General features: G+C 34.0%; 19 protein-coding genes. 16 read left to right on the top strand and 3 right to left on the bottom strand.

Annotation, left to right across the window (positions count from 1 at the left end; genetic code table 11):
- The first annotated feature begins 66 nt into the window (after positions 1-66).
- Positions 67-627 (top strand): hypothetical protein, encoded by a 561-nt coding sequence (locus GHD00_RS06010; RefSeq protein ID WP_163537251.1) that lies wholly within the window; start codon positions 67-69, stop codon positions 625-627.
- A gap of 15 nt (positions 628-642) precedes the next feature.
- Here GHD00_RS06010 and GHD00_RS06005 read toward each other — a convergent pair whose 3' ends face one another.
- Positions 643-1,389: a hypothetical protein gene (locus GHD00_RS06005; RefSeq protein WP_163537250.1), complete on the bottom strand. Its 747-nt coding sequence runs from the start codon at positions 1,387-1,389 to the stop codon at positions 643-645.
- An 11-nt stretch (positions 1,390-1,400) separates the two neighbouring features.
- The gene (locus tag GHD00_RS06000) at positions 1,401-2,537 is read right to left on the bottom strand and encodes a hypothetical protein (RefSeq protein WP_163537249.1); all 1,137 of its coding nucleotides are present in this window, start codon (positions 2,535-2,537) and stop codon (positions 1,401-1,403) included.
- A 544-nt stretch (positions 2,538-3,081) separates the two neighbouring features.
- Between GHD00_RS06000 and GHD00_RS05995 the strand changes: the two genes are divergently transcribed.
- From GHD00_RS05995 to GHD00_RS05925, 15 genes are all read left to right on the top strand, one after another.
- Positions 3,082-10,116, top strand: coding sequence for a DNRLRE domain-containing protein (locus GHD00_RS05995; RefSeq protein WP_163537248.1), 7,035 nt, complete (start codon positions 3,082-3,084; stop codon positions 10,114-10,116).
- Positions 10,117-10,129: 13 nt separating this feature from the next.
- Positions 10,130-10,531, top strand: coding sequence for a phosphoribosylaminoimidazole synthetase (locus GHD00_RS05990; RefSeq protein WP_163537247.1), 402 nt, complete (start codon positions 10,130-10,132; stop codon positions 10,529-10,531).
- 611 nt (positions 10,532-11,142) lie between these two features.
- Complete coding sequence (locus GHD00_RS05985; protein WP_163537246.1) at positions 11,143-11,469, top strand: hypothetical protein; 327 nt, start codon at positions 11,143-11,145, stop codon at positions 11,467-11,469.
- A complete protein-coding gene (locus GHD00_RS05980; RefSeq protein ID WP_163537245.1) occupies positions 11,462-12,052 on the top strand; it encodes a thermonuclease family protein in 591 nt (196 codons plus the stop codon). Before GHD00_RS05985 ends, GHD00_RS05980 begins: the two co-directional genes overlap by 8 nt.
- Positions 12,039-12,278 carry a hypothetical protein gene (locus GHD00_RS05975; RefSeq protein ID WP_205600711.1) on the top strand — a complete coding sequence of 80 codons (240 nt, stop codon included), beginning with the start codon at positions 12,039-12,041 and terminating at the stop codon, positions 12,276-12,278. Before GHD00_RS05980 ends, GHD00_RS05975 begins: the two co-directional genes overlap by 14 nt.
- Positions 12,279-12,647: 369 nt before the next feature.
- Positions 12,648-12,779: a Spo0E family sporulation regulatory protein-aspartic acid phosphatase gene (locus tag GHD00_RS21410; RefSeq protein ID WP_481810378.1), complete on the top strand. Its 132-nt coding sequence runs from the start codon at positions 12,648-12,650 to the stop codon at positions 12,777-12,779.
- 641 nt (positions 12,780-13,420) lie between these two features.
- Entirely contained in the window at positions 13,421-14,287 is an 867-nt protein-coding gene (locus GHD00_RS05965) for a hypothetical protein (RefSeq protein ID WP_163537242.1), read from the top strand.
- Between the two features lie 245 nt (positions 14,288-14,532).
- Complete coding sequence (locus tag GHD00_RS05960) at positions 14,533-14,697, top strand: DUF3797 domain-containing protein (RefSeq protein ID WP_163537241.1); 165 nt, start codon at positions 14,533-14,535, stop codon at positions 14,695-14,697.
- Between the two features lie 203 nt (positions 14,698-14,900).
- Positions 14,901-15,173 (top strand): hypothetical protein, encoded by a 273-nt coding sequence (locus GHD00_RS05955; protein ID WP_163537240.1) that lies wholly within the window; start codon positions 14,901-14,903, stop codon positions 15,171-15,173.
- Positions 15,174-15,252: 79 nt separating this feature from the next.
- A complete protein-coding gene (locus tag GHD00_RS05950) occupies positions 15,253-15,579 on the top strand; it encodes a hypothetical protein (protein WP_163537239.1) in 327 nt (108 codons plus the stop codon).
- Positions 15,580-15,757: 178 nt separating this feature from the next.
- Positions 15,758-16,771 carry a DNA (cytosine-5-)-methyltransferase gene (gene dcm, locus GHD00_RS05945; RefSeq protein WP_163537238.1) on the top strand — a complete coding sequence of 338 codons (1,014 nt, stop codon included), beginning with the start codon at positions 15,758-15,760 and terminating at the stop codon, positions 16,769-16,771.
- A gap of 89 nt (positions 16,772-16,860) precedes the next feature.
- Positions 16,861-17,028 carry an aspartyl-phosphate phosphatase Spo0E family protein gene (locus tag GHD00_RS05940; RefSeq protein WP_163537237.1) on the top strand — a complete coding sequence of 56 codons (168 nt, stop codon included), beginning with the start codon at positions 16,861-16,863 and terminating at the stop codon, positions 17,026-17,028.
- 245 nt (positions 17,029-17,273) lie between these two features.
- The gene (locus tag GHD00_RS05935) at positions 17,274-17,660 is read left to right on the top strand and encodes a hypothetical protein (RefSeq protein WP_163537236.1); all 387 of its coding nucleotides are present in this window, start codon (positions 17,274-17,276) and stop codon (positions 17,658-17,660) included.
- A gap of 142 nt (positions 17,661-17,802) precedes the next feature.
- Positions 17,803-18,738: a HEPN domain-containing protein gene (locus GHD00_RS05930; protein ID WP_163537235.1), complete on the top strand. Its 936-nt coding sequence runs from the start codon at positions 17,803-17,805 to the stop codon at positions 18,736-18,738.
- Positions 18,739-18,854: 116 nt separating this feature from the next.
- Positions 18,855-19,205: a hypothetical protein gene (locus tag GHD00_RS05925; protein ID WP_163537234.1), complete on the top strand. Its 351-nt coding sequence runs from the start codon at positions 18,855-18,857 to the stop codon at positions 19,203-19,205.
- A 237-nt stretch (positions 19,206-19,442) separates the two neighbouring features.
- Here the strand turns inward: GHD00_RS05925 and xerS are convergent, their stop codons facing one another.
- Positions 19,443-20,606, bottom strand: coding sequence for a tyrosine recombinase XerS (gene xerS, locus GHD00_RS05920; RefSeq protein ID WP_163537233.1), 1,164 nt, complete (start codon positions 20,604-20,606; stop codon positions 19,443-19,445).
- Between the last annotated feature and the right edge of the window lie 5 nt (positions 20,607-20,611).

Here is a 20,611-nt window from a genome sequence, read left to right as displayed (position 1 = left end):
TATATTATTGTGATCTTATTTATATTCATAGGGTCAGTCTTTTTTTTATACTTACAGGGTGATGGAATGGAAAAGGTTGACGTGAATGATACTTTTCAAGACATAGAACAAGATATTGATAGGCTAAAAAACATAGAAGAGAGTATTTATGAATTTACAGATAAGCATCAAATTGAAGACAACTATTTAAATATACAACAAGAAAATCCTTTGAGTAAATATCATACGAAAAGGAACACGGTTCAATATATGGTTGCAACAGCTATGTTAGATGAAGTTGATTTTTTTATAGAATCTTTTTTAGTTGAACAATTTTCAAAGGATTTATTTTCCTTCGATAATACCGACAAAGAAGAAGTTGTAAAGAACATGATGAATGCTATAACTCGAAACAAGACGTTAAGTGCTATTGGATATAAAGCACATAAAGGTGAATTCGGAACAGAAACTAATACGGTAGATGTTGTATTCCAATATGAAGATGGGTTAGAAGTAGAGATGGAAATTTCTTTTCAAGCCATAAAAGGGGGGCATCATCGTGAAGAGGATGCCACACATGCTATACATGTCATTGAGACATCCGTATTAGATGTTATGGAATCAATAGAAAAGCATGAAAACGAATAAAGCACTCTCCAATTTTTAAGGAGAGTGCTTTTGTTTTAAAAAATGGTCCTTTGCTTTTATCCATGTACCGTAACGCCTTAAAAACACACTAGAAGTAGGGTAACCATGTTCTTTAGCAAACTGGTTCCATTTTTGCAAAGATGATTGAGAAAACACTTCTTTCTCTTTCTCCACTATTTCCCGAAGCTGTTCTTCCGTATATCGGTATCGAACAGGTTTATCCGCTAATGCTAATACTTTTTCCCAATCGTAATGTTTTCGAATAGTTTTGTACGTGGGAAGATTCATTTTTTTGGCATATTGATCCCAACCTGCACGAGAAGTTATATGCTTTTTGTGTTTTTGAATAATCTTTTTAATATCATCTTTCGTATAAGTCGGTATATTTGTCGTTTTAGTTAGTGGTAAGGAGATGGCTTCCTTTGCTTTATTCCAAGATCCAAACAGATGAATGTAGGTTACATCAGTTGGTAGGTCATTTGCTTGTGCATATGCATTCCATTGTCGTTTGCTTGTAAAAGCATGGGCATGTTCCTTGGCTATATGGATTAATTCTGATTTTGAAAAAGAGTCTCGATTCCCTTTATATCCTAATGCAATCTTCACTTTATTCCATGATCCAAATACATAGATTAAACGAGCAGAAGAAGGATATCCGTACTTATCAGCAAGGTCATCCCATTCTTTAACGGTCATCCTTTCTGTTAGTTGCCCTTTTATGCTACCCAATAAGGCTGATTTTTCCCAAGCATTATCTATCATTGTATACTCCTTTATCCATTGCTTTCCTGTATGGAATTATCTCCCATTAACATTTTCACTATATCTTCATTTGGTAACGTATGTTTGTTTAAGTCTTCAAGTGCGTTATTGTACTCATCATCGTCCTTAGCATTATATAATATCTCCAATAAATGATTCTTGGAGGAAAAATGGATTTTTTGTGTTTTTTTGACATAGTTATCTTTAAAAAAAGTATTATTTCTTACGTAAGATAAAAATTTATTTTTAAAAGCATTTATATTATTTAAGTCTAAAAAAAACTCAAACTCATTAAAATGTTTTTTTTGAACCTCAAAGAAATATTTGTCAGGATTATTATTATCCAAATTAATGTCCCAATCTTTTTCAAGTTTGTCTTTATTATATTTAATTCTTACATCTATTTCTTCACATCTAACTTCTCCTGGTTCTGTCCATCCAAACTGATAAGCATCTATAGGACCAGGTAAGATCATATAAATTTTTCTATCGTAACCAACTCCAACCACAAAATTTTCATCTCCAATCGTAGGTAAACGATTGACGCGCTGATAAGCTTCTTCGTATGAAATCTTATTATCTACTTTATCACTTTTAGTATGGTTAGATACATTCAACATGTTTTTTTTTCTTCGAGACTTTTTTTGCTCTTTATGAAAAAGACCATAACGCATGCTTTCTATAACTGGCTTATTAATCTGCAATCTCTTTTTCTCTTTATATGCAGCTGGATCAGTAAATTTTAAATACATATCTCCTACCCATTCTACAATAATTGCAGGAATGGCAATAAGCAACGCAAGTGGAGCAGCTAAAATAACAATCAAAAAAAGTAAAACAGGACTTATAACAGGTGCTATCATTAATAAAAATCCAAATATGATGGTTCCGGCAAGAAACAATCCTAATAACATTAGGATAAATAAAGCTAAACGAGCACCAGATACATAAAAATAGTCGCCTTCACGAAAGACACCAATATTATATAAAAAGTCAATGACCCCAATAAATTCAAAAAAACGAAATACCTGTACTCCATTTAATGCTACTACAATAACTAATATAAAACCTATTAGTCCCCAAAATCCTGCAGCTTTTCCGCGTTGATAATTTAAATAACCATCGATTAAATGTAGAAATGTATTCATACGTCATCACTCCCAATCTACTGTATAGCAATTATACCATGAATAAACCATATAGTACACTGAAAATATCAAAAGCGATACTAAGATATTAAAAATTATTTTGTACCTTTAAATAAAATAACTGTATAGTCTAATTCAAACAAGAATAACCCATTTTTAAAATAGGGCAGGGGTTAATATATAATTTTTTCTTTTATTATAAGATACTTCACTGTACTTAACATATTAAGATAACCCCGTCTTCCTCTTGAAATGTAATTATTCATATCTATCAATCTTTTTTCAACAGAACTTTTTTAAATATCTAATTACTAACCCTACGTAGCAATATTCAAAGGAGTATCAATAAATATTAAAAGACCTTAGATAACTGTTTAGACAGGTGGTTATGGGTCCTTGGAAACTATTGGTCAGTGAAATATTGTCGATAGTTAGGTACAATGGCACACGTATCTTGATTTGAATCCTGAAACGGGGGTTGGTAGATGGAATTCTATGTTTTTGTCTTGGTTTTAAATTAATAAAAAAATAGGAGGACTTTTTTGTGAAAAGAATTCAATCGTTTACTGCAATCATTTTATGTTTATTATTTATTTTTCAATTTTCCCCCTTACAGGTATTCTCCACAGATGACTCAACTTATGTTGATCCACCAATGGACAATATAAAAGAAGAGAAAACTAAAATTGTAGGAGAATTGGTAGAAAAAAGAGGGAAAAATGCAAAACATTTTTTAAAAGAAGATAGTACATATGAGGCAACTATTTATCCAACTGCCGTTCACTATAAAGAAAATGGGAAATGGAAAGATATAAATAATACGTTATATGAAACTGAAAATGACAATGGAAAAGCAGTTTTAGAAAATAAAGATAATAATTTTAAAGCTAGAATTGCGAAAGATACTGATGATGGAAATATAGTTGATGTTAAGCAAGGTAAATATGAAGTTGCATGGACAATAGATGGACTTCAGCATTCATCAGCTGCTATAAGAGCAAAGGACAGTTTGGATGGCTTGGATGAAAATGAACAGAAAAAAACATTGACAAACATTAAGTCCGTTGTTGATTTTCAAGATATTTTTCCAAACACGGACCTTTCCTATGATATTTTAGCAGAAGGCGTCAAAGAAAACATGATTGTCCATGATAAAGTGGACCATCCCACCTATACTTACTCGATTCAAACAGAGAATCTAGTTCCTTATCTACAGGATGACCAATCGATTGTTTTTAAAGATAGTGATGATTCGGATCAAATAATATTTAAAATGGATGCACCATACATGTTCGATCAGACAGGTGAAACGAGTAATGATATTTTAATTGATCTTCAATCGAATGAAGATGATTACATCCTAACAGTTACTCCAAGCCACGATTGGATTAACGATGATGAACGAGTGTTTCCTATTACAATCGATCCATCATTAAGTACATCTGTAGATTCGACAAAAATCTATGATAATCATGTCTCGGAAAATTATCCTGATGAAAACTATATAACAAGTGTTATAAATAAAGTGGGTTATGGATCATCTTCCGGGCGAAACCGAACATATATCTCGTTCGATTTACCAACCCTTAGTACTAGTGAATTTATTACTGGTGCTTTTCTCAAATCCAGCCTTTATTCGGATAACACTACAAATGCCCAAGCTAACGTTCAAAAGGTAACTGAAAATTGGGATACGAATACGATTACTTGGAATACGCAGCCCGCATTTGATGGAACAAGTGTCGTAGACTATCAAATCATTAATGGCGATGCAGGAACACCCTTTGGGTGGGATATAACTGAAATCGCGAAAGAGTGGTATGCTTCTGGAAATAATTATGGACTAATGTTGAAAAATAAAGATGAAAATTCGGGTTATACCGAATTCTTTTCATCGGATACATCTTCCACTTACGAAGAATTCCGTCCAATAGTGACATTAGATTATGTAAATAATTCGGGGCTTGAAAATTATTGGTCATACCATTCTCAAGATGTTGGACGAGCAGGTACCGGTTATGTCAATGACTATAATGGAAATCTTATATTTGTTCATAATGATATTAGTATGAGTGGAAATCGTATGCCTGTATCGATTAACCATGTATATAATAGTAACGACCGTAATGATGACATCGGATATGGACCTGGATTTCGCTTGAATTTAAGTCAAAAAGTTGTGCCAAAAGATATTGATGGTACATCTTATTACTTGTTTACAGATGAAGACGGAACCGTTCATTATTTCGAAGAAACGGATGATACCAACACGTATGAAGATGACGCGGGATTGAATTTAACACTGAAGGTAGATTCAAATTCCACCGATGAGCGATACGTTATAACGGATAAAAAAGATAATACTTTAAGTTTTAATTCCAATGGGGATTTAAGGTTTATTACGGATAACAATGGGAACCAACAAAAGTTGAATTATACCAATGATTTGTTGACCGAAGTCATCGATGGAGCTGGTCGAAAAACCGTTTTAAACTATGATTCGAATAATAAATTAAGTGAAATCATAGATCCTAGTGGAAAAACTATTTCATATGGTTATTCTTCTAGTGGATTAACGATTACCTATCCAGATAACAAGGAATCCACGTTTACATTTGACTCTAAGAACAACTTGCAACGGGTGACGAATCCAAGTGGTTATCAAATGTCCTATAACTATTACGATGTTAGCCCGTACCGGGTAAAATCCATCCAAGAAAAACACAGTGATGGAACAATGGGTCAAGAACTGTCTGTTGATTATGGTTATAATCAAACCACTTTTACGGATTTTAAAGATCGGGAAACTATTTATCAATTCAATGACTATGGCAATACCGTGAGCGTTCAAAATGATAAGGGAGATGCCCAGTACTTCAAATTTATGGAAGAAGGGAATACCAAAAACCATTTATCTAGTCAATCCAAGCTTCAAAGAACAGTATTAAACTATCTAAAAAATCATAATGCCGAAATTAACGATTATTGGGTTGCAGCTGGCTGGTCAGGTTCTGAAGCAAATCATAGCTTTTCGACAGAAGAAAGTTACTCAGGAAAGCAGTCTTTAAAAATTGATAAATCGAATACTTCTAGTCGAAGCTATTATCATCAGGAACTTTCGTTGGCTAAAGGAAAGACCTATACGTTTTCTAGTTTTATCCAAACAAAAAATATTTCAAAAGAGAACGGAAAAGGTGCTGGTTTATTTGTCACGTTTAAGGATGCGTCAGGGGACTGGGTTTCTCGATATTCAGACTATGTTTCTGGTACGAATAATTGGGACCGACAATCTCTAACGTTTACGCTACCCGAAGATTCGACATCTAATACTGTTTATATTAGACCAGCAGTCATCGAAGAGACAGGAATCGCATATTTTGATGCCTTGCAGGTTGAGGTCGGAACCATACCTAACCGGTACAACATTATTGAAAATGCAGATTTCCGATATGGAACAGATACACCAACCTTTTGGAACAAAAATAATGATATGGAAACTGTCGATACATTATTTACAACTGATAATCCTGACTCCTTAGATAACCAATCGTTTAGAGTCACGGGAGAACAAAACAAAAGGAAAAACCTTTACCAAACGGTTAACGTTTCTGGCCAAAAAGGAGATACATTGATCCTAGGTGGATGGGCAAAAGGAGATTCCGTTCCTTTATCAGAACGATCGTTTTCTTTAGAACTTGGAATTAAAAGATTAGATGGTTCCTGGCAATGGGAACGTATTAAATTTAATGAAGATTCTTCTATGTGGCAATATCTTTCAGATGTTGTTATTGCAGATAGTGACTATCAATCTATTAATTTTTACGTGGAATATTATTATAATGAAAACGAAGCATATTTTGATGGATTACAACTATATAAAGAGCCGTTTAGTACCAGTTATCAGTATGATTCGGAAGGAAACGTCATCTCAACAAAGGATTTAGCAGATGAGGAATCAACGTTTGACTATGATTCAAATAATGACCTTATCAAAACCATTGATCCAAAAGGTGGTAAATTCACCAATAACTACGATGACAATCATAACCTGCTAGATGCGACAACAGCAACAAACGTCATCTACAGCTTTTCGTATGATAGTTATGGTAATCCTAAAACAGCAAAGGTTGGGAATAGTTCATTATTTATTGAATCTTCCGCATCTTATACAGAAAGTGGTAATTATGTCGATTCCATCATAAAACCAAATGGCCAATCCATCTCATATGTATGGGATGAAGCACAAGATGAATTAGATGAGGTCATAGATGAGAAAGGAAACAAAACCACTCATTCTTATGATGAGGTCGGGCGTTTAACCAATACTTCTAAAGTAAAAGTAGAAGATGACGGAACAACAAATGTTACGACAGCCAATGATTATACGTATGAAAACGATCAATTAAAAACAGTGGAACATCATGCAGATGGAGGGACATCTGTTCAATATTCGTTTGACTATGATGTCTTTGGTAACAAGACAGGCGTAAACGTTGGGACAGAAAATATCACTACGCATCAGTATGAAAAATATACGGACAGTTCCGGTAATGTCTTTCACACTGGAAAACTAGAAAATACGACATATGCGAATAATCAAACGGTTGGCTACAAATACGATGACCTTGATCGGTTAATTAGTACCGAGTTTAATGGAGTTACCAAGTATAAAAACCATTATAATGCTAGTGGTCTGATTGGTTTCCATGAGGATCTCGTTAATGATATAACCTATCGCTACGAATATGACCTTTCTAACCGATTAAGTGAAATCAAACAAAGTAATGGCAATACGACGAGCTATGAATTTGATTCCAATAACAATGTTAGTAAAATCATAGAAGGCATTAACAGTAATGATTATCAAACAACCTATGATCACAATAAAGATAATCGTACAAACAATATTTCGTTTGCAAGATTAGTAAATATCCCAAGCACGGAATATTTCCCATTAACTGGGGATTTAAAGGGGTCACAAGGTACACTTCCAACAAATGAGAATGCTGTGTTTGAAAAAGATGAAAAAGGAAAACCTGTATTAGCAGCTTTTGAACAAACAACAAACCTCATTCCGGATAATCCTTCCTTTGAAGATGAGGAGAGTGGATGGACACTTAGTGATTGGAGTGGATCCACTGGAGAATGGCGTGTCGTTCAAGATGGGGTTGATGGTAGTTCAAGTATTGAAAATTATGATTCAGATGGTTTAACAGACGGTAGTGAAACGAACTCAGTTGCCTATCAAGAGTATAACTTGTCTTCTGCATTAACCTCTGATACAGCATATACCTTGAGTGCTTATGCCAAAAGAATCGGTGATTCTCAACCAAAACTATCCATATTAGCGTATGATGGAAATGGAGATCGAATACTCTATAAAGTTGAAACGAAAACCGTTGAAGAAAATGATTGGAAAAAAATTGCCCATACGTTTACCGTACCTGAAGGTACGGAAAAAATTCGGGCAGTTGTAAGAACGAGCGTTAAAGATCAAGATATCATTCGATTTGATAACGTCCAATTAGAGAAAAAGCACTATGATTCACCATTCACTTTATCGACATCAGAGTCTGCTGAAAATTTATATAATTTAGACCTGGATAAAAATGCTGGAACTATGTCTGGTTGGTTTAATTCGAAAGACCTTGGCACACATTCCAACCATATTTTTGCTAATGAAGGGTCCAGTGGAGAAATCTTTAACGTTGTCATAGACGCAGATAAATCTGTAAAAATCACTTATCGTAAAACGGGTAGTGATTCCGTCTATACGTTATTAAAAACAACGGAAACACTGGCGGAAAACCAATGGTATTTTGGTGCGCTAACTTGGGAGTACGACGGTACGAGTCTAAATGTAACCCTTCATTTAGATGATACTACGTACACGTCATCTATCAGTGACTTTAAAGACTTTTCATCAGGTGATACGGCAATAGGGAATAGTAAACATGGAAAATATCATTTAAATGGCCATATGGAACAATTCACTTATTCGGATGTAGCATTATCCGATGAAATGATTTCAGAGATTTACCAACAAGGCCGTGTGAATAACGTTCATTATCGTTACGACAAATTGGGACGTTCCATTGCGAAAACTATTGATACGGGACAGGCTGCATATGAAACAACAATGACCTATAAGCCTGGCGCAAATGGATCATCGACCTCTTTGGTAGAATCATTAACGAATAATGGAGATACGATTTCTTACACCTATGACGTAAATGGAAACATTGAAACGATCACTACTGGTGGAGAAACTGTCACCTATCATTACAATGAACTGGATGAACTCATTCGGGAAGATAATGAGATTTTAAACCAATCCATTGCTTATACTTATGATGACGGTGGAAACCTTCTCCAAAAAGAAGAACATTCGCTTACAGATCCATCTAATAATTTAGGAACACCGACCGATACCATCTCCTACACCTATGGAGACTCGAATTGGAAGGATAAGCTAACCAACTTTAATGGGAAGGACATTACCTATGATGCGATTGGGAATCCAACATCATATAATGGCTGGACGTTTGATTGGACATTCGGAGACCGTCTCGAAGGAATTACAAGTAATGATGGCTCTTTAACCACATCTTATAAGTATAATGAAGATGGGATTCGAACGGAGAAGACGGTTAATGGTGTGACAACAACCTATCATCTGAACGGAGATTCCGTTACGTACGAAACAGATGGAACAGATGAGATCTATTACACCTACGATACCGGTGATCAACTGATTAGCATGAACTTAAATGGGGAAGAATACTATTACATTCGTAATTATCAAGGGGATATTACTGGATTAATCGATCAACATGGAGAACAGGTTGTTTCCTATACGTATGATACTTGGGGTCAACTGGTTGAGATAACTGGTACTGAAGCTGATACAGTTGGTGAAAAGAACCCTTACCGATATAGAGGATATCGTTATGATAGTGAAACAGGATTGTATTACCTGAATGCTAGGTATTATAATCCAGAGTGGGGACGGTTCCTCAATGCGGACAATTATGGTGGGTCAACTGGAAAAGTACTTTCTCATAATGTGTATGCTTATGCGGGAAATAATCCAGTGATGAATATAGATCCAACTGGACATTTCTGGATTCAAGTCATCGGTGGCGCAATGACAACTCTTGAATTTTATAATGCCTATCAAGAAGGTGGTTGGTCAGCTGCAGGTGAATATTTAGCGGAGGAAGCAGCCATGACTGTACTTACAGGTGGATTCAACAAAGCTTTTAAAGCTGGAAAAACAGGTGTGAATCTAGTTAACCAAAGTACTAAGGGTAAGGTTAAAGAAAAAACTCCTCCGAAAGTTGCAGGAAGAGGTCACTCAAGAGGGGGACACCAACCAAATAACCTTAAAGAAGAACTTGCAACGGAAGAAGTTGCGTCTAAACCTGGTGTAGGAACGACACTAGAGGGTAGAAATACAGACCCAAGATGGCCTGCTTCTGAAGGTTGGCTTAAAAAAGCCAGGAATGTAAATGAGGTTGAAGTTCACTATGAATACAATCCTAAAACTGGGGAAATTGATGATATTAAAATTAAATAAAAAAGGTGATTAAATGAAAATCAAATGTATTGCTAATAGTGGAGATAAACTTTCTAATAATACTAGAGCACTTGGAAATTCAGTAGAAACAAGATACTCGGTTAAAATTGGTGAGAGTTACACCGTTTATGGTCAACATCTTTATAAGGGAGTATTGAGTTATCTTTTATTAGGAACAAATGAAAATTTACCTTCTTGGTACCCTGCAGAGCTATTTGAGATAACAGATTCATTGTTACCTCTAGAATGGTATTTTAAGTTTTTTGGCTATGAAGAGAATCTTATTGGAATTTGGGGATATAGAGAGTTGGTTGAAGTCCATTCGCATCATGACGATTTGATTGAAAGAGAAGATACTGCAGTACGAATTTTTTTGAAACGTAAGAAAGAAATTGATGAGTTTAGTAAATGGTAAAAACCAGTATCCTCTATTTCTAATAATAGTATTTGATAATCCTTATAAAGAGAAGTAAAAAAATTTAAAACAACAATTTTTACCTTGATTGGCACTATGCCCTTCAAGGTTTCTTTTTTGTATGTGGGGGCTACCCAGTAACGAATCACATTGTATCTATGAACTTATATGTCAACCTTGTAATCCTCCTATAAAGTTCTACCAAAATATCCTGACGTACATCCATTCTAAATGACTAACCTACTTTCCTCTTTTTTCTCATGCTATCCATATAAAAATATTGAGATATCATCATCCTCATTTACATAAGCAATACCTTCTTTTTTTCCATGCCTAAAAAACATTCACAACTTCTAAATGTCGATGTCTAGCACTTTGCATACTGTTTCTAATGTAGATAGATAAAAATCAATCAAAATCGTCTGAACACTTTACTGTTACTTTACAGATTTGGCATGAATTGATTGTAAAGCACATAGGAAAATAGTTGAAATTATGCTATAATGTAATATATATGCAAATATTAATTGGGAAAAACCCAAACCGAAAAAGGTGGCAGAATCCTGTCATTTTTTGGTTTGGGTTTTTTTAATGTGAATAGGAGTGTGAGTATGAATACCCCAATAATACGTAAATCTATCATCCATCATTTGGCAGAAAACGATATTAATTCAAGAAAAGAAACATCCTTAGATCGTGTATATCCTAAATGGAAAAGTATTGTAGTTCATTATATTATGGAAAATCAAAATGATTTCTCTATTCAACATATAATACAAGATCTACAGAATAAGAACGTTCTATCTTCATGTGCACCTATTCCAGTCTTAGAAATCTTGATATTTGCAGAAGAAGTGACTAAGGAAGATTTAAATTATTTGGAAATGAAAGTTTTGGAACAAACTCTAAAAGAAAAGGAGACAGTTAATCATGCTTAAATTTATTGTAATGATGGTTTTTTTATTCTTTATTATTACTGCAGCCGCTTGCTCTGCCATAGAGAAAAAATCATTTAAAGATTATGCACCACCTTCCCAGGATTCCAATCATGTAGAGACACGAGCATCCGTAACAGAAGAAATGGTCGAGGACGGGGAAAGTGAAAAGGTGAAGACTATGACAGTTGCGGAAGTTGATTCGATTACGGATGGAGATACGATTTCCATCCGTAATCTTGATTATAGCAATATAGAAAGTGAACAGGTAAAAGAAAAAATAAAGAATATCGTGTCCGCAAATGGTGGAACGTTGCCTGTTCGTTTTTTGGCCATTAATACACCCGAAATAACTAAAGGACAAAACGAACCTTATGGGGAAGAAGCGAAAGCACTTACGGAACATTTGCTATCTGACGGTAAGATTTATGTGGAATTAGATCCGCTTGCATTATTCGATAAATATGATCGTCTATTAGGTCATCTTTATAATCAGGAAGGGATCAACGTACAAAGTGCTTTGTTGCAAGCTGGCGTAGCAAGGGTTGCTTATGTATTCGATGATTATAAATATGTATCTAAGTAAGTATCAAACATTAGAAGATGCAGCACGATCCGCTAAAATAGGTATTCATTCTATAGATGGTTATGTGGGGGAAGGAAATGGTTTTTCAGAAAATATTAATCGATCTCAAATGACGAACTTATCCCTCGAAACAATGACAAACTATATAGAAGATTTGCAAGGGTTAGATGTCCAGCATGTTATCCATAAAGTCATGGAATTGGGGCTAGACACATTTCAACCATAAGGGAGGTGCAAAGGTTCTAGCTACTATGATGTTATCGCAAAATCCTGAGCAGAAGCGGTCATTTCAACAAATTTTTTTCGTGTTTTATGGTTATTTTCAGCCTATATCTTTTCCTTATTCATCGGTATTGGATTACTGTATATCTTACAACTAGAGACTTCATCTATAGTTATAAAATTTCACGTTCTTCACATACCAGGCATCGCTATTCTTTTTCCTATTTACCAAATGGATGAAAAATGGAACATATCCAAAGGAATGAATCATCTATTATGGATTATATATACGCTGCTATTAGCTTACTTTGTTTTTATAGGGGGGTAGGGGGTCGAACCAGGTCATGAAAATGTCTATCTTTTAAGAGAACGAATTGAGGAAATGCGAGGACAATTATTATTATTGGGTATGAAGAAAGGACTAACAAATCCTTCTACTATTGCATTGAGTAAAGAATTAGATGTAAAGATAGACTATTATCACAAGCTCACGAAAAATAACTAGATAACTGGAAAAATACGATAAGTTGTACTACAATAAGGTTGTATCATTTTATGTTTTATTTTAATGGCAACCTTTTACGGTTAGCGGGAATTACTACACAATAGCGTCCTATGGGACTGGATGAAAATATACCATTTAGGAATGGTATGAAGAAAATCCTTTCCATAGGGCGTTTTTTTGTGTCCAAAATGGAGAAAAGGAGTGGGTCACATGGATGTAAACGTGATTTGAAGAGTTTAATAAATGAATTACCACATATCATATTGCCAGTCGAACTAATTCGTCCCATAAAAAAGGACGAAGAAAAGGTGGAACAAATAGACTTGTTTATGCTTGAGCAATAACAGAAAAAACAGGAGGTATTATGGTGAACAGAACAACTTTTATTTGCATGTTAACTAAATCAAAACAAGAAGAGATACAACAAAAGTTAATAGAAAAAGGAGTATCCGGATGATATTAATATAGCCATGGATTCTCGTCTTTGTGATCTAGAAGAAGTAATAGAGTTATAGGAAGAATAAATAATGAATGTATCACATGTTTTAAGTTTGATATAGGTCTTAATACAAGGCAAAAGTGAGATGCCACATACTAGGTATCTCCTTTTTGTTTATAAAATAAGAGAGAGGGGATATATGATGAATTTAGTAGAAAGTTTCAAGAACGAATTTCTATCAAAATCCGATTATAAAGGGCCATATACTAAAAAAGATAAGGTCATTGTATTTCTTTATCCTCTTTTAATGGGGGTTGCAATTTTCCTTATTTTGCGATCTATTAACAATAACGTGGTTACCATGTCCATGGAATTTCAAATCATCATTATTTTATTTTGTGTTAGCGCATTTTTTCTCATTACAGGGTGGGATAGAATTCGTAAGTATCAATTCCATGTAAGTCCTAATAAAGCGATAAGTTTACAGTTTGATATTCGATATTGGTTAACTAATAAAAAAATTAATCAATCAAATCAATATTGTATCCTTATTTCAGAATTAAAAGATGAAGCGAATAACTTAGTAAAACCATTCTACTCTACCTTATTAGGAACTGTAATTAACGCTATGATGATTTCTTTGTTCATGTATTCCATAAATAAAATTTATGATTCGGTTATGTTTATTAATAATGATTCATTATCATTCACCGTAGGTTATTACCTAGTAATGATATGGATTGTCATTTCTATTATATTAATTGGGAACCTGTTCTTACATTCTATTTTAAATGAGTGGTTTTTCCCTAATTTTTATAAACGAAAAAAATACCTACATGTAATTAGAATATTAAATGAAATAGCTTTAGATATTTCAATGGAAGAACGACAGGATCAAAAGAATGGTACTTTTGAGTTGCAAAAGCAACTTAATAATATAGAGGAAAAGCTGAAGCAACAGCCGACACCAGATATGGAAATCACTAATATAGATATACAACGAAACATTAAATTACGTAATGGGCGTCGGAATAAGAGGGTAATAAGGCGTAGTTGCAAAACAAAATAGAGTGGAAGGATGTGACGAATATAGTGCAATAACTGTATTCGTCTTTTATTTTCATCGCTAAACATGTATAATAAAAATGTAATCTTTTAGATTTTATTTAAGCAACCTTTTTAGGTTAGCGGGATTTCACAAAACGCAAGCGACTTTTGGTCGGATTTATGCACTCTTTTATGAGTGACAATAGGTCCTTTCCAAAGGTCGCTTTTTTTGTTTTGTTCAAAAAATTTCAGGAAAGGATGAGGTACATGTATGCCGAAAAGGTTTTTCAATTAATGGAACAATATCTTTATTGCCCGGATTGCGGTAATCAGTTCGTGGGTAATGGAACAGGTTCTATTAATATTACGGAGGATCAATTTACTCGCACCTGTGAGTGTGGTTTCCAAAAAACAATCAAAATCCCAGAGTAATTTCACAAAACATGAAGGAGACGTTGTAAATGAATGAGGAAAAATTGCTACATGATTTATACCAATTGCTATGTAAGTTAGAGGATACCTGCGTAGATAGTGAGGACTTTAATGAAAAGATCAATCTTTAGTCGATCAATAGATGATATCAATGCTACTTTGAGGGAAGAGCTGATCTAAAAAAGTTAAACGGAGGAACAAAGATGACCAAGCAGCGTGTAGGGTTTACAAAAATGGGGTTTAAAAAACCGTTTGGGTGTTGTGGTAATTTCTCTATTTGTGATATGGGAAGAAAAGCACATAAATGTGTGTATGCTCAATCTGATCCCGAAACAATGAAGAATTGTCAAGCTTATCAGAATCAAAAAAGTAAAGAGAAACCATTATTGGTGAAGAATAAAGAAGCTGGAAAAGGCAAAAATCAAGAGGATGATCAAATTACTTTAACCGACTTCGATCAATTGTCTTTATTTTAAAGATGAAGTGCATTTAAAGGTATGGAATAAACAAAAATGGAGCAATACCATACAATACCATATACTAGGAGAGAAGAAGATGCAAATATTTACTAAAAGACAAAAAAGAAGCATTAAAAGGACTTATCGACGAATAACAGAGAATAAGAAGAGACATGAGAAGGATAATCGCATTTTATTACACCATGTAGATGGAGACATAGACCATCAAGATGATTTTTGGTTGTTGAAAGCAATGGATGAAAAAGAAGTACGAGAAATCCTTATCCATGCATCATTAGACGGGATAGAAAATGTACCTTCGATGTTTGACTGCACTGGACAAGCGTTTGGTGATCCGGCGATCATCAAGCTACTATGCCAAGGTCGATATGTCGTTCGTCGTCGACTCCATTTTGACGTGTAAATAAAATATTAAATATAAATCATTTTCATGAAGAAGATGTGGTGAGGACAAAGTATCCTTTTGTAGGACGAAAAATTATATAAGTAAACTCGAGAGGATAATATAAACTCAACAAAAGCGAGAGGGAAGAAACTTTATTGTTTCTTCTCTCTTTTTGTATATCAAAGGAGAGGATACCATGATTAAAACATTAGAATTATTTGGTGGCATTGGTGCCCCGAGGAAAGCATTAGTGAATCTAGGGATCGATCACAAAGCCATTGATTATGTAGAGATTAATGAACAAGCGGTAAGAGCGTATAACGCTTTATATGACAATCGCTATAAACAGCAAACCGTTGTAGGTTATACCTTACAACCAGACATTTTGGTACATGGTTCGCCTTGTCAGGATTTCAGTCGGTCGGGGAAAAGATTAGGTGGCAATGATGAAGATAAAACCCGAAGCTCATTGATGTGGGAAACCCTACGAATTATTGAAAACATGGGGAAATGGAAACCAAAGTACGTGATATGGGAAAACGTCACAGGTGTTTTGGATAAAGATATGATCCATAATTTCAACAAGTATTTAACACGTATGAATGACTTAGGTTATACAAATTCTTTTGACGTGTTAAAAGCAACAGATTTTGGAATTCCACAAAAGCGTGAAAGAGTGTTTACGGTCAGTATTTTAGGGGATAAAGCTTTCGACTTTACTAAGTTAGTTAAAAAGCCGATGCGTCATATTCGTGAGTTTTTAGAGAGTGATGTGACCGCTTCTCAATATATGATTACAGTACCATCAATGTTGAATAAAATTGAGGAATTTAATCCCGTTAAGGAAACAGATACTTATAAAAGACGGTTAGATGTTATTGATGATAGCTGCTGGACCATAACAGAAAGGCAAGATCGTTGTCCAAATGCAGGAATTATTCGTAAAAAGGATGCACCGCAATACCGTTATTTAACAGAAAGAGAATGTTGGCGATTAATGGGATTTAGCGATGGAGATTTTGAAGCAGCATTACAAGCTTTCCCGTCCAAAAAGGGGAAAAGAAATGCGACACTCTATCGGTTAGCGGGTAATAGTATTGTGGTAGATGTACTAGAAGCCATATTTAAAGCATTACAAGAGGAAGAATTTGCAGAGCCATCACAAGATATGGTCTTTGGTAAAAGAGGTCAGTTGCAGTTTATCTGCTAATGCAATGTAGAGGAATATAAATGCTAACTTTTTCCTATTTTCACACGTAATTTAATTTGCTATGGTATAGCTTATAGGAGGATATAAAGATGGATGAACAGAAATATACAGACCAAGAGCGTTTATCAGAACGCATTGAGTACATGCGCAATGAATTAATCCGTATTGGTATGCGAGATGGATTAAATGCTGACACGACTATTGCATATAGTAAACAGCTAGACATTTTAATAAAAGATTTTCAAAAAATCTCGTAGATTGTATGTTTAGTTGTTATAAGATATTACTACAATTAAAAGGGTCTTTACTATATAATAGAGGTATCAAACTTATGAATAAAGTAATAAAATAGATAAAAGGAGTCGCATATTGCATGAAACAAACGTCCTGTAGAATGAATTAGAGTCATCTAATTTTATTCTCGGGGCGTTTTTTTGATTCTGTTTATTAAATAAACATTATTTATGCTACTTAGAAAAAATACCAAAAGGAGAGAGGGACGTTGGTTAAAGCAACGAAAGAAAATATTTGGTGGTTAGCAAAAGTGATGAGAGAGAAAACTATCATGAAGGGCGATTATATTCAAATTGGTAGTTTACTAATAGTGAACCAAACAAGGAAGAGTGATCAGGGGTTACGTAAATATTCTATTTACAAGATGGATCAGGAAGGCAATGCTTTCCTGTTTAAAACCTATCAAATAGATAACAAAGATGGTGGCCAGGAACAGCTTGCTAAGGATTTATGGGAATATGAACGGACTCATCCGCATTATTTTATTGATCCATCAACTTATGAGCTTGTATGGATCAACCAAAAGCATAAATTGATCCCTGCTGCTAAAGTTCAAAAGTACAAAAAATCAATCCAACAAAAGAAAATTGGTTGATTAGTACCAACTTTCTCTTCCACCATAATTCCATTCACGTTTTTCGGCAGCTGTATATGGCATTTAAGATATACTAAAACAATTGCAATTTCTTTTGTTGTTAGTTATGTTATAAACTTAATAAACAGGAGGAAAATATACTATGAATTACGTAGAAAACATAGATAAAAAACCAAAAGGATTTATATTTTTAGGAGATATTATTAATTTACCAGAAGGAATTACTGAAGTGGAAATTGTACCAGGTTATTTTTTTAAAAAACCAAGTATTGATCAAATAGAAATTATAAGGAGATTCGTAAAGGATTCGGGTCATGAAACTTATTATAAGACGAAATTTGAATCTATAGCTAGATTGATAGATGGCCATGTCGATTATACTCCTTCTGACAATTATGATGACTGGAAATACTTTGTGATCGAGCATGATGAGTCACAGGCTAAATTTAGCATTCAGATGGCATTACTAATTGCAAAATGTGATTTATATGTTTTGTTTGAGAACTTGCCAATTGTGGGAAGAACATTTCAACAGTTTGCATACCAAAATTTTCTTTCAGAAAACACTGGTGTGCATAAGGAGAAAAATTTGAGTACTCAAGACATAAGTGAAATTCAAGAGATTTACTATTTATTGGAGAATCTTGATGGAGAAAAGTATGGAGAAATTAAAAAGGCTGTTGATGATTACAGACATTTAAGGGAAATCCCAAGTCGGTCACCTTTTTATACTTTAGGTATGTTTACTATTTTGGAAACTTTGTTGACCCATAGGAGCGAAAAAGTGTCAATTACACATCAAATAAAAAACAAGTTAAATTTATTAAATAATAATCTTTTTGAAGAGCAGGTTAATTTTTCTGAATTCTTTGGGGATGTAAAATATGAAAAGGTAATCTCATTACTATACCAATATAGAAGTGATATTGCTCATGGAAATAATACGGATTTCAATGGTAAATTACAAACCTTAAAAAATCCTAGGCTTGTCTCGGTAGTTATTCACAATACTTTAAAATCTGTTATAAAACTATCACTGAAGGAGCCAAAACTAATGGCTGATTTAAAGAAATGTTAACATCATCATTATTAGAGGGTATTTAGGTAGCGGAAGTCAATAATTAAAATAAAAGTTGTACTTATAATAGCCCCCCCTTATAAAACGTAGTAGAGTTTACTTAAGGGGGTAATATTATGTTAAAAAAAATTATAGAAGAATTTATGGAAAATTCAGCATTGAAAAAATTTGATACGGTATCCAACCTTTTTACAATTTCAGGAGTTTCATTATTTGCTATTTTTAGTGCTCTTAATGGTGTTAATTTAATGCAAGTAGCAATGTCATTTTTGGTTATAATGATTATATTTTTAGGAATAACAGTTTTGGTCTTTGTATGTCTATTTTCAATTGACAAACTTAGGGGGAAAATACCTCCAATTGTTATTAATCTTCTTATCATAGTTATGATTTTTGCTTTTCTGTTTTTCATTTTTTTCTCTGTAGCTAATGGAATATCGTTTGTCAAGACATTTAAAGATTATTAATTAAGGTATTGAAGTTATTATTAAAACTAATGGAAGTCTTATGTTAAAAAAGACAGTATTAAAAAAAACCTCATAATATACAGATTTTTATTCATTAGTTGTATATCGTGGGGTTATTTGTATGCAAAAAATATAATATCATTTCAAAATGCCAAATACCTCGGAAGCTGTGGATACACCAATTGGATTTTTGTTGTAGAGAAAGTGGTGAAGGAGAGAGACAAGAGGAAAGTAATATTAACTTTCCCTTTTGTCTTGCCGTGATTTATCCATTTCACTCATAATTTCTTTTCTTTGTTCCGTTGAAAGGTTGGTATAGAGAGACGTAGTAGAGATATCACTGTGCCCCAATTGATCTCGTAGCATCACTAATTCTCCGCCATTTTTAATCCAATCTGTAGCAAACGTATGACGGAGTTTATGTGGACTTAAACCTTTCCCTGTTTGAAACATCCCCTGTGATTTGAATGCTTTTGTATATTTAATCACCATGTTTTGAATGGTTCGTACTGATATAGGTCGGTGTTTTCCCTGGTATTTAGTAACAAACACATATTGTTCACCATCTGGTACATGGAATTTCTCTTTTCTAACTCGTAGATATTCCTCCAAATCCTTTAGGGAAGAGGGCAGAATATCAACGGTATCATCTTTATCGCCTTTACGAATAATATCTACTTGCATTTCTTTAAAATCGATATCCTCTAGAGTAATAGTGGCAACTTCACTAACCCGTATCCCTGTACCTAATAGTAAACTGATAATGGCCACATCACGTTCTTTACGTTTAATAAAATCTTGTTTTTTTCGACCGTCCAGTGTTTCCTGGTATTCATGTTTAAGAAAGTCTATAAACTCTCTAATTTCATCTCCATTAAGAATACTAGCATTGATTTTTTTTGCTCGCCGATTAGCAGTTTCTTTAGCTTTATTTGTGGTGATCTTAGAAAATACATTGCGGTAAAAGTAACATTCTCCTTCTTCATCCTCTGTTTCCTGTGTGAGATACTTAAAAAGGGATTTTAAAGCATTAATATTACGATCTACTGCAGATTTAGAACGTATTTTCATTTGTGCATTTTCCGGATCCTTTTTACGTTCTGATTCCGTCCTTATGTCTTCGTTTTGTAGAAATTCGATATAATATTCCACTGTATCTTTTCGTAAAGATTCCAGGGTAGTATAAGGGATCTGATGAATAGTATCCACGTCTATAACGCCTTCTTGTTGAAGCCAAGTAAAAAATTTAATGAATTCATGCGTATAGCCAAGTAAAGTTGCTGCAGCGTATGTTTTTCGTCTTTTGTTTGCAATGTATTCTTGCACATAATCAGGTAGCTGGGGGAGAAGGGAATCCAATCGTTTTTCGTATATAATTTTTTCTCGTGATTGTTTAGGCATGAAAA

It is taken from the genome of Gracilibacillus sp. YIM 98692, from assembly GCF_010993965.1.
GTDB lineage: Bacteria > Bacillota > Bacilli > Bacillales > Amphibacillaceae > Gracilibacillus.
The sequence above is the reverse complement of the archived record's forward strand: the minus strand, read 5'-3'. Positions and strand labels throughout refer to the sequence as shown.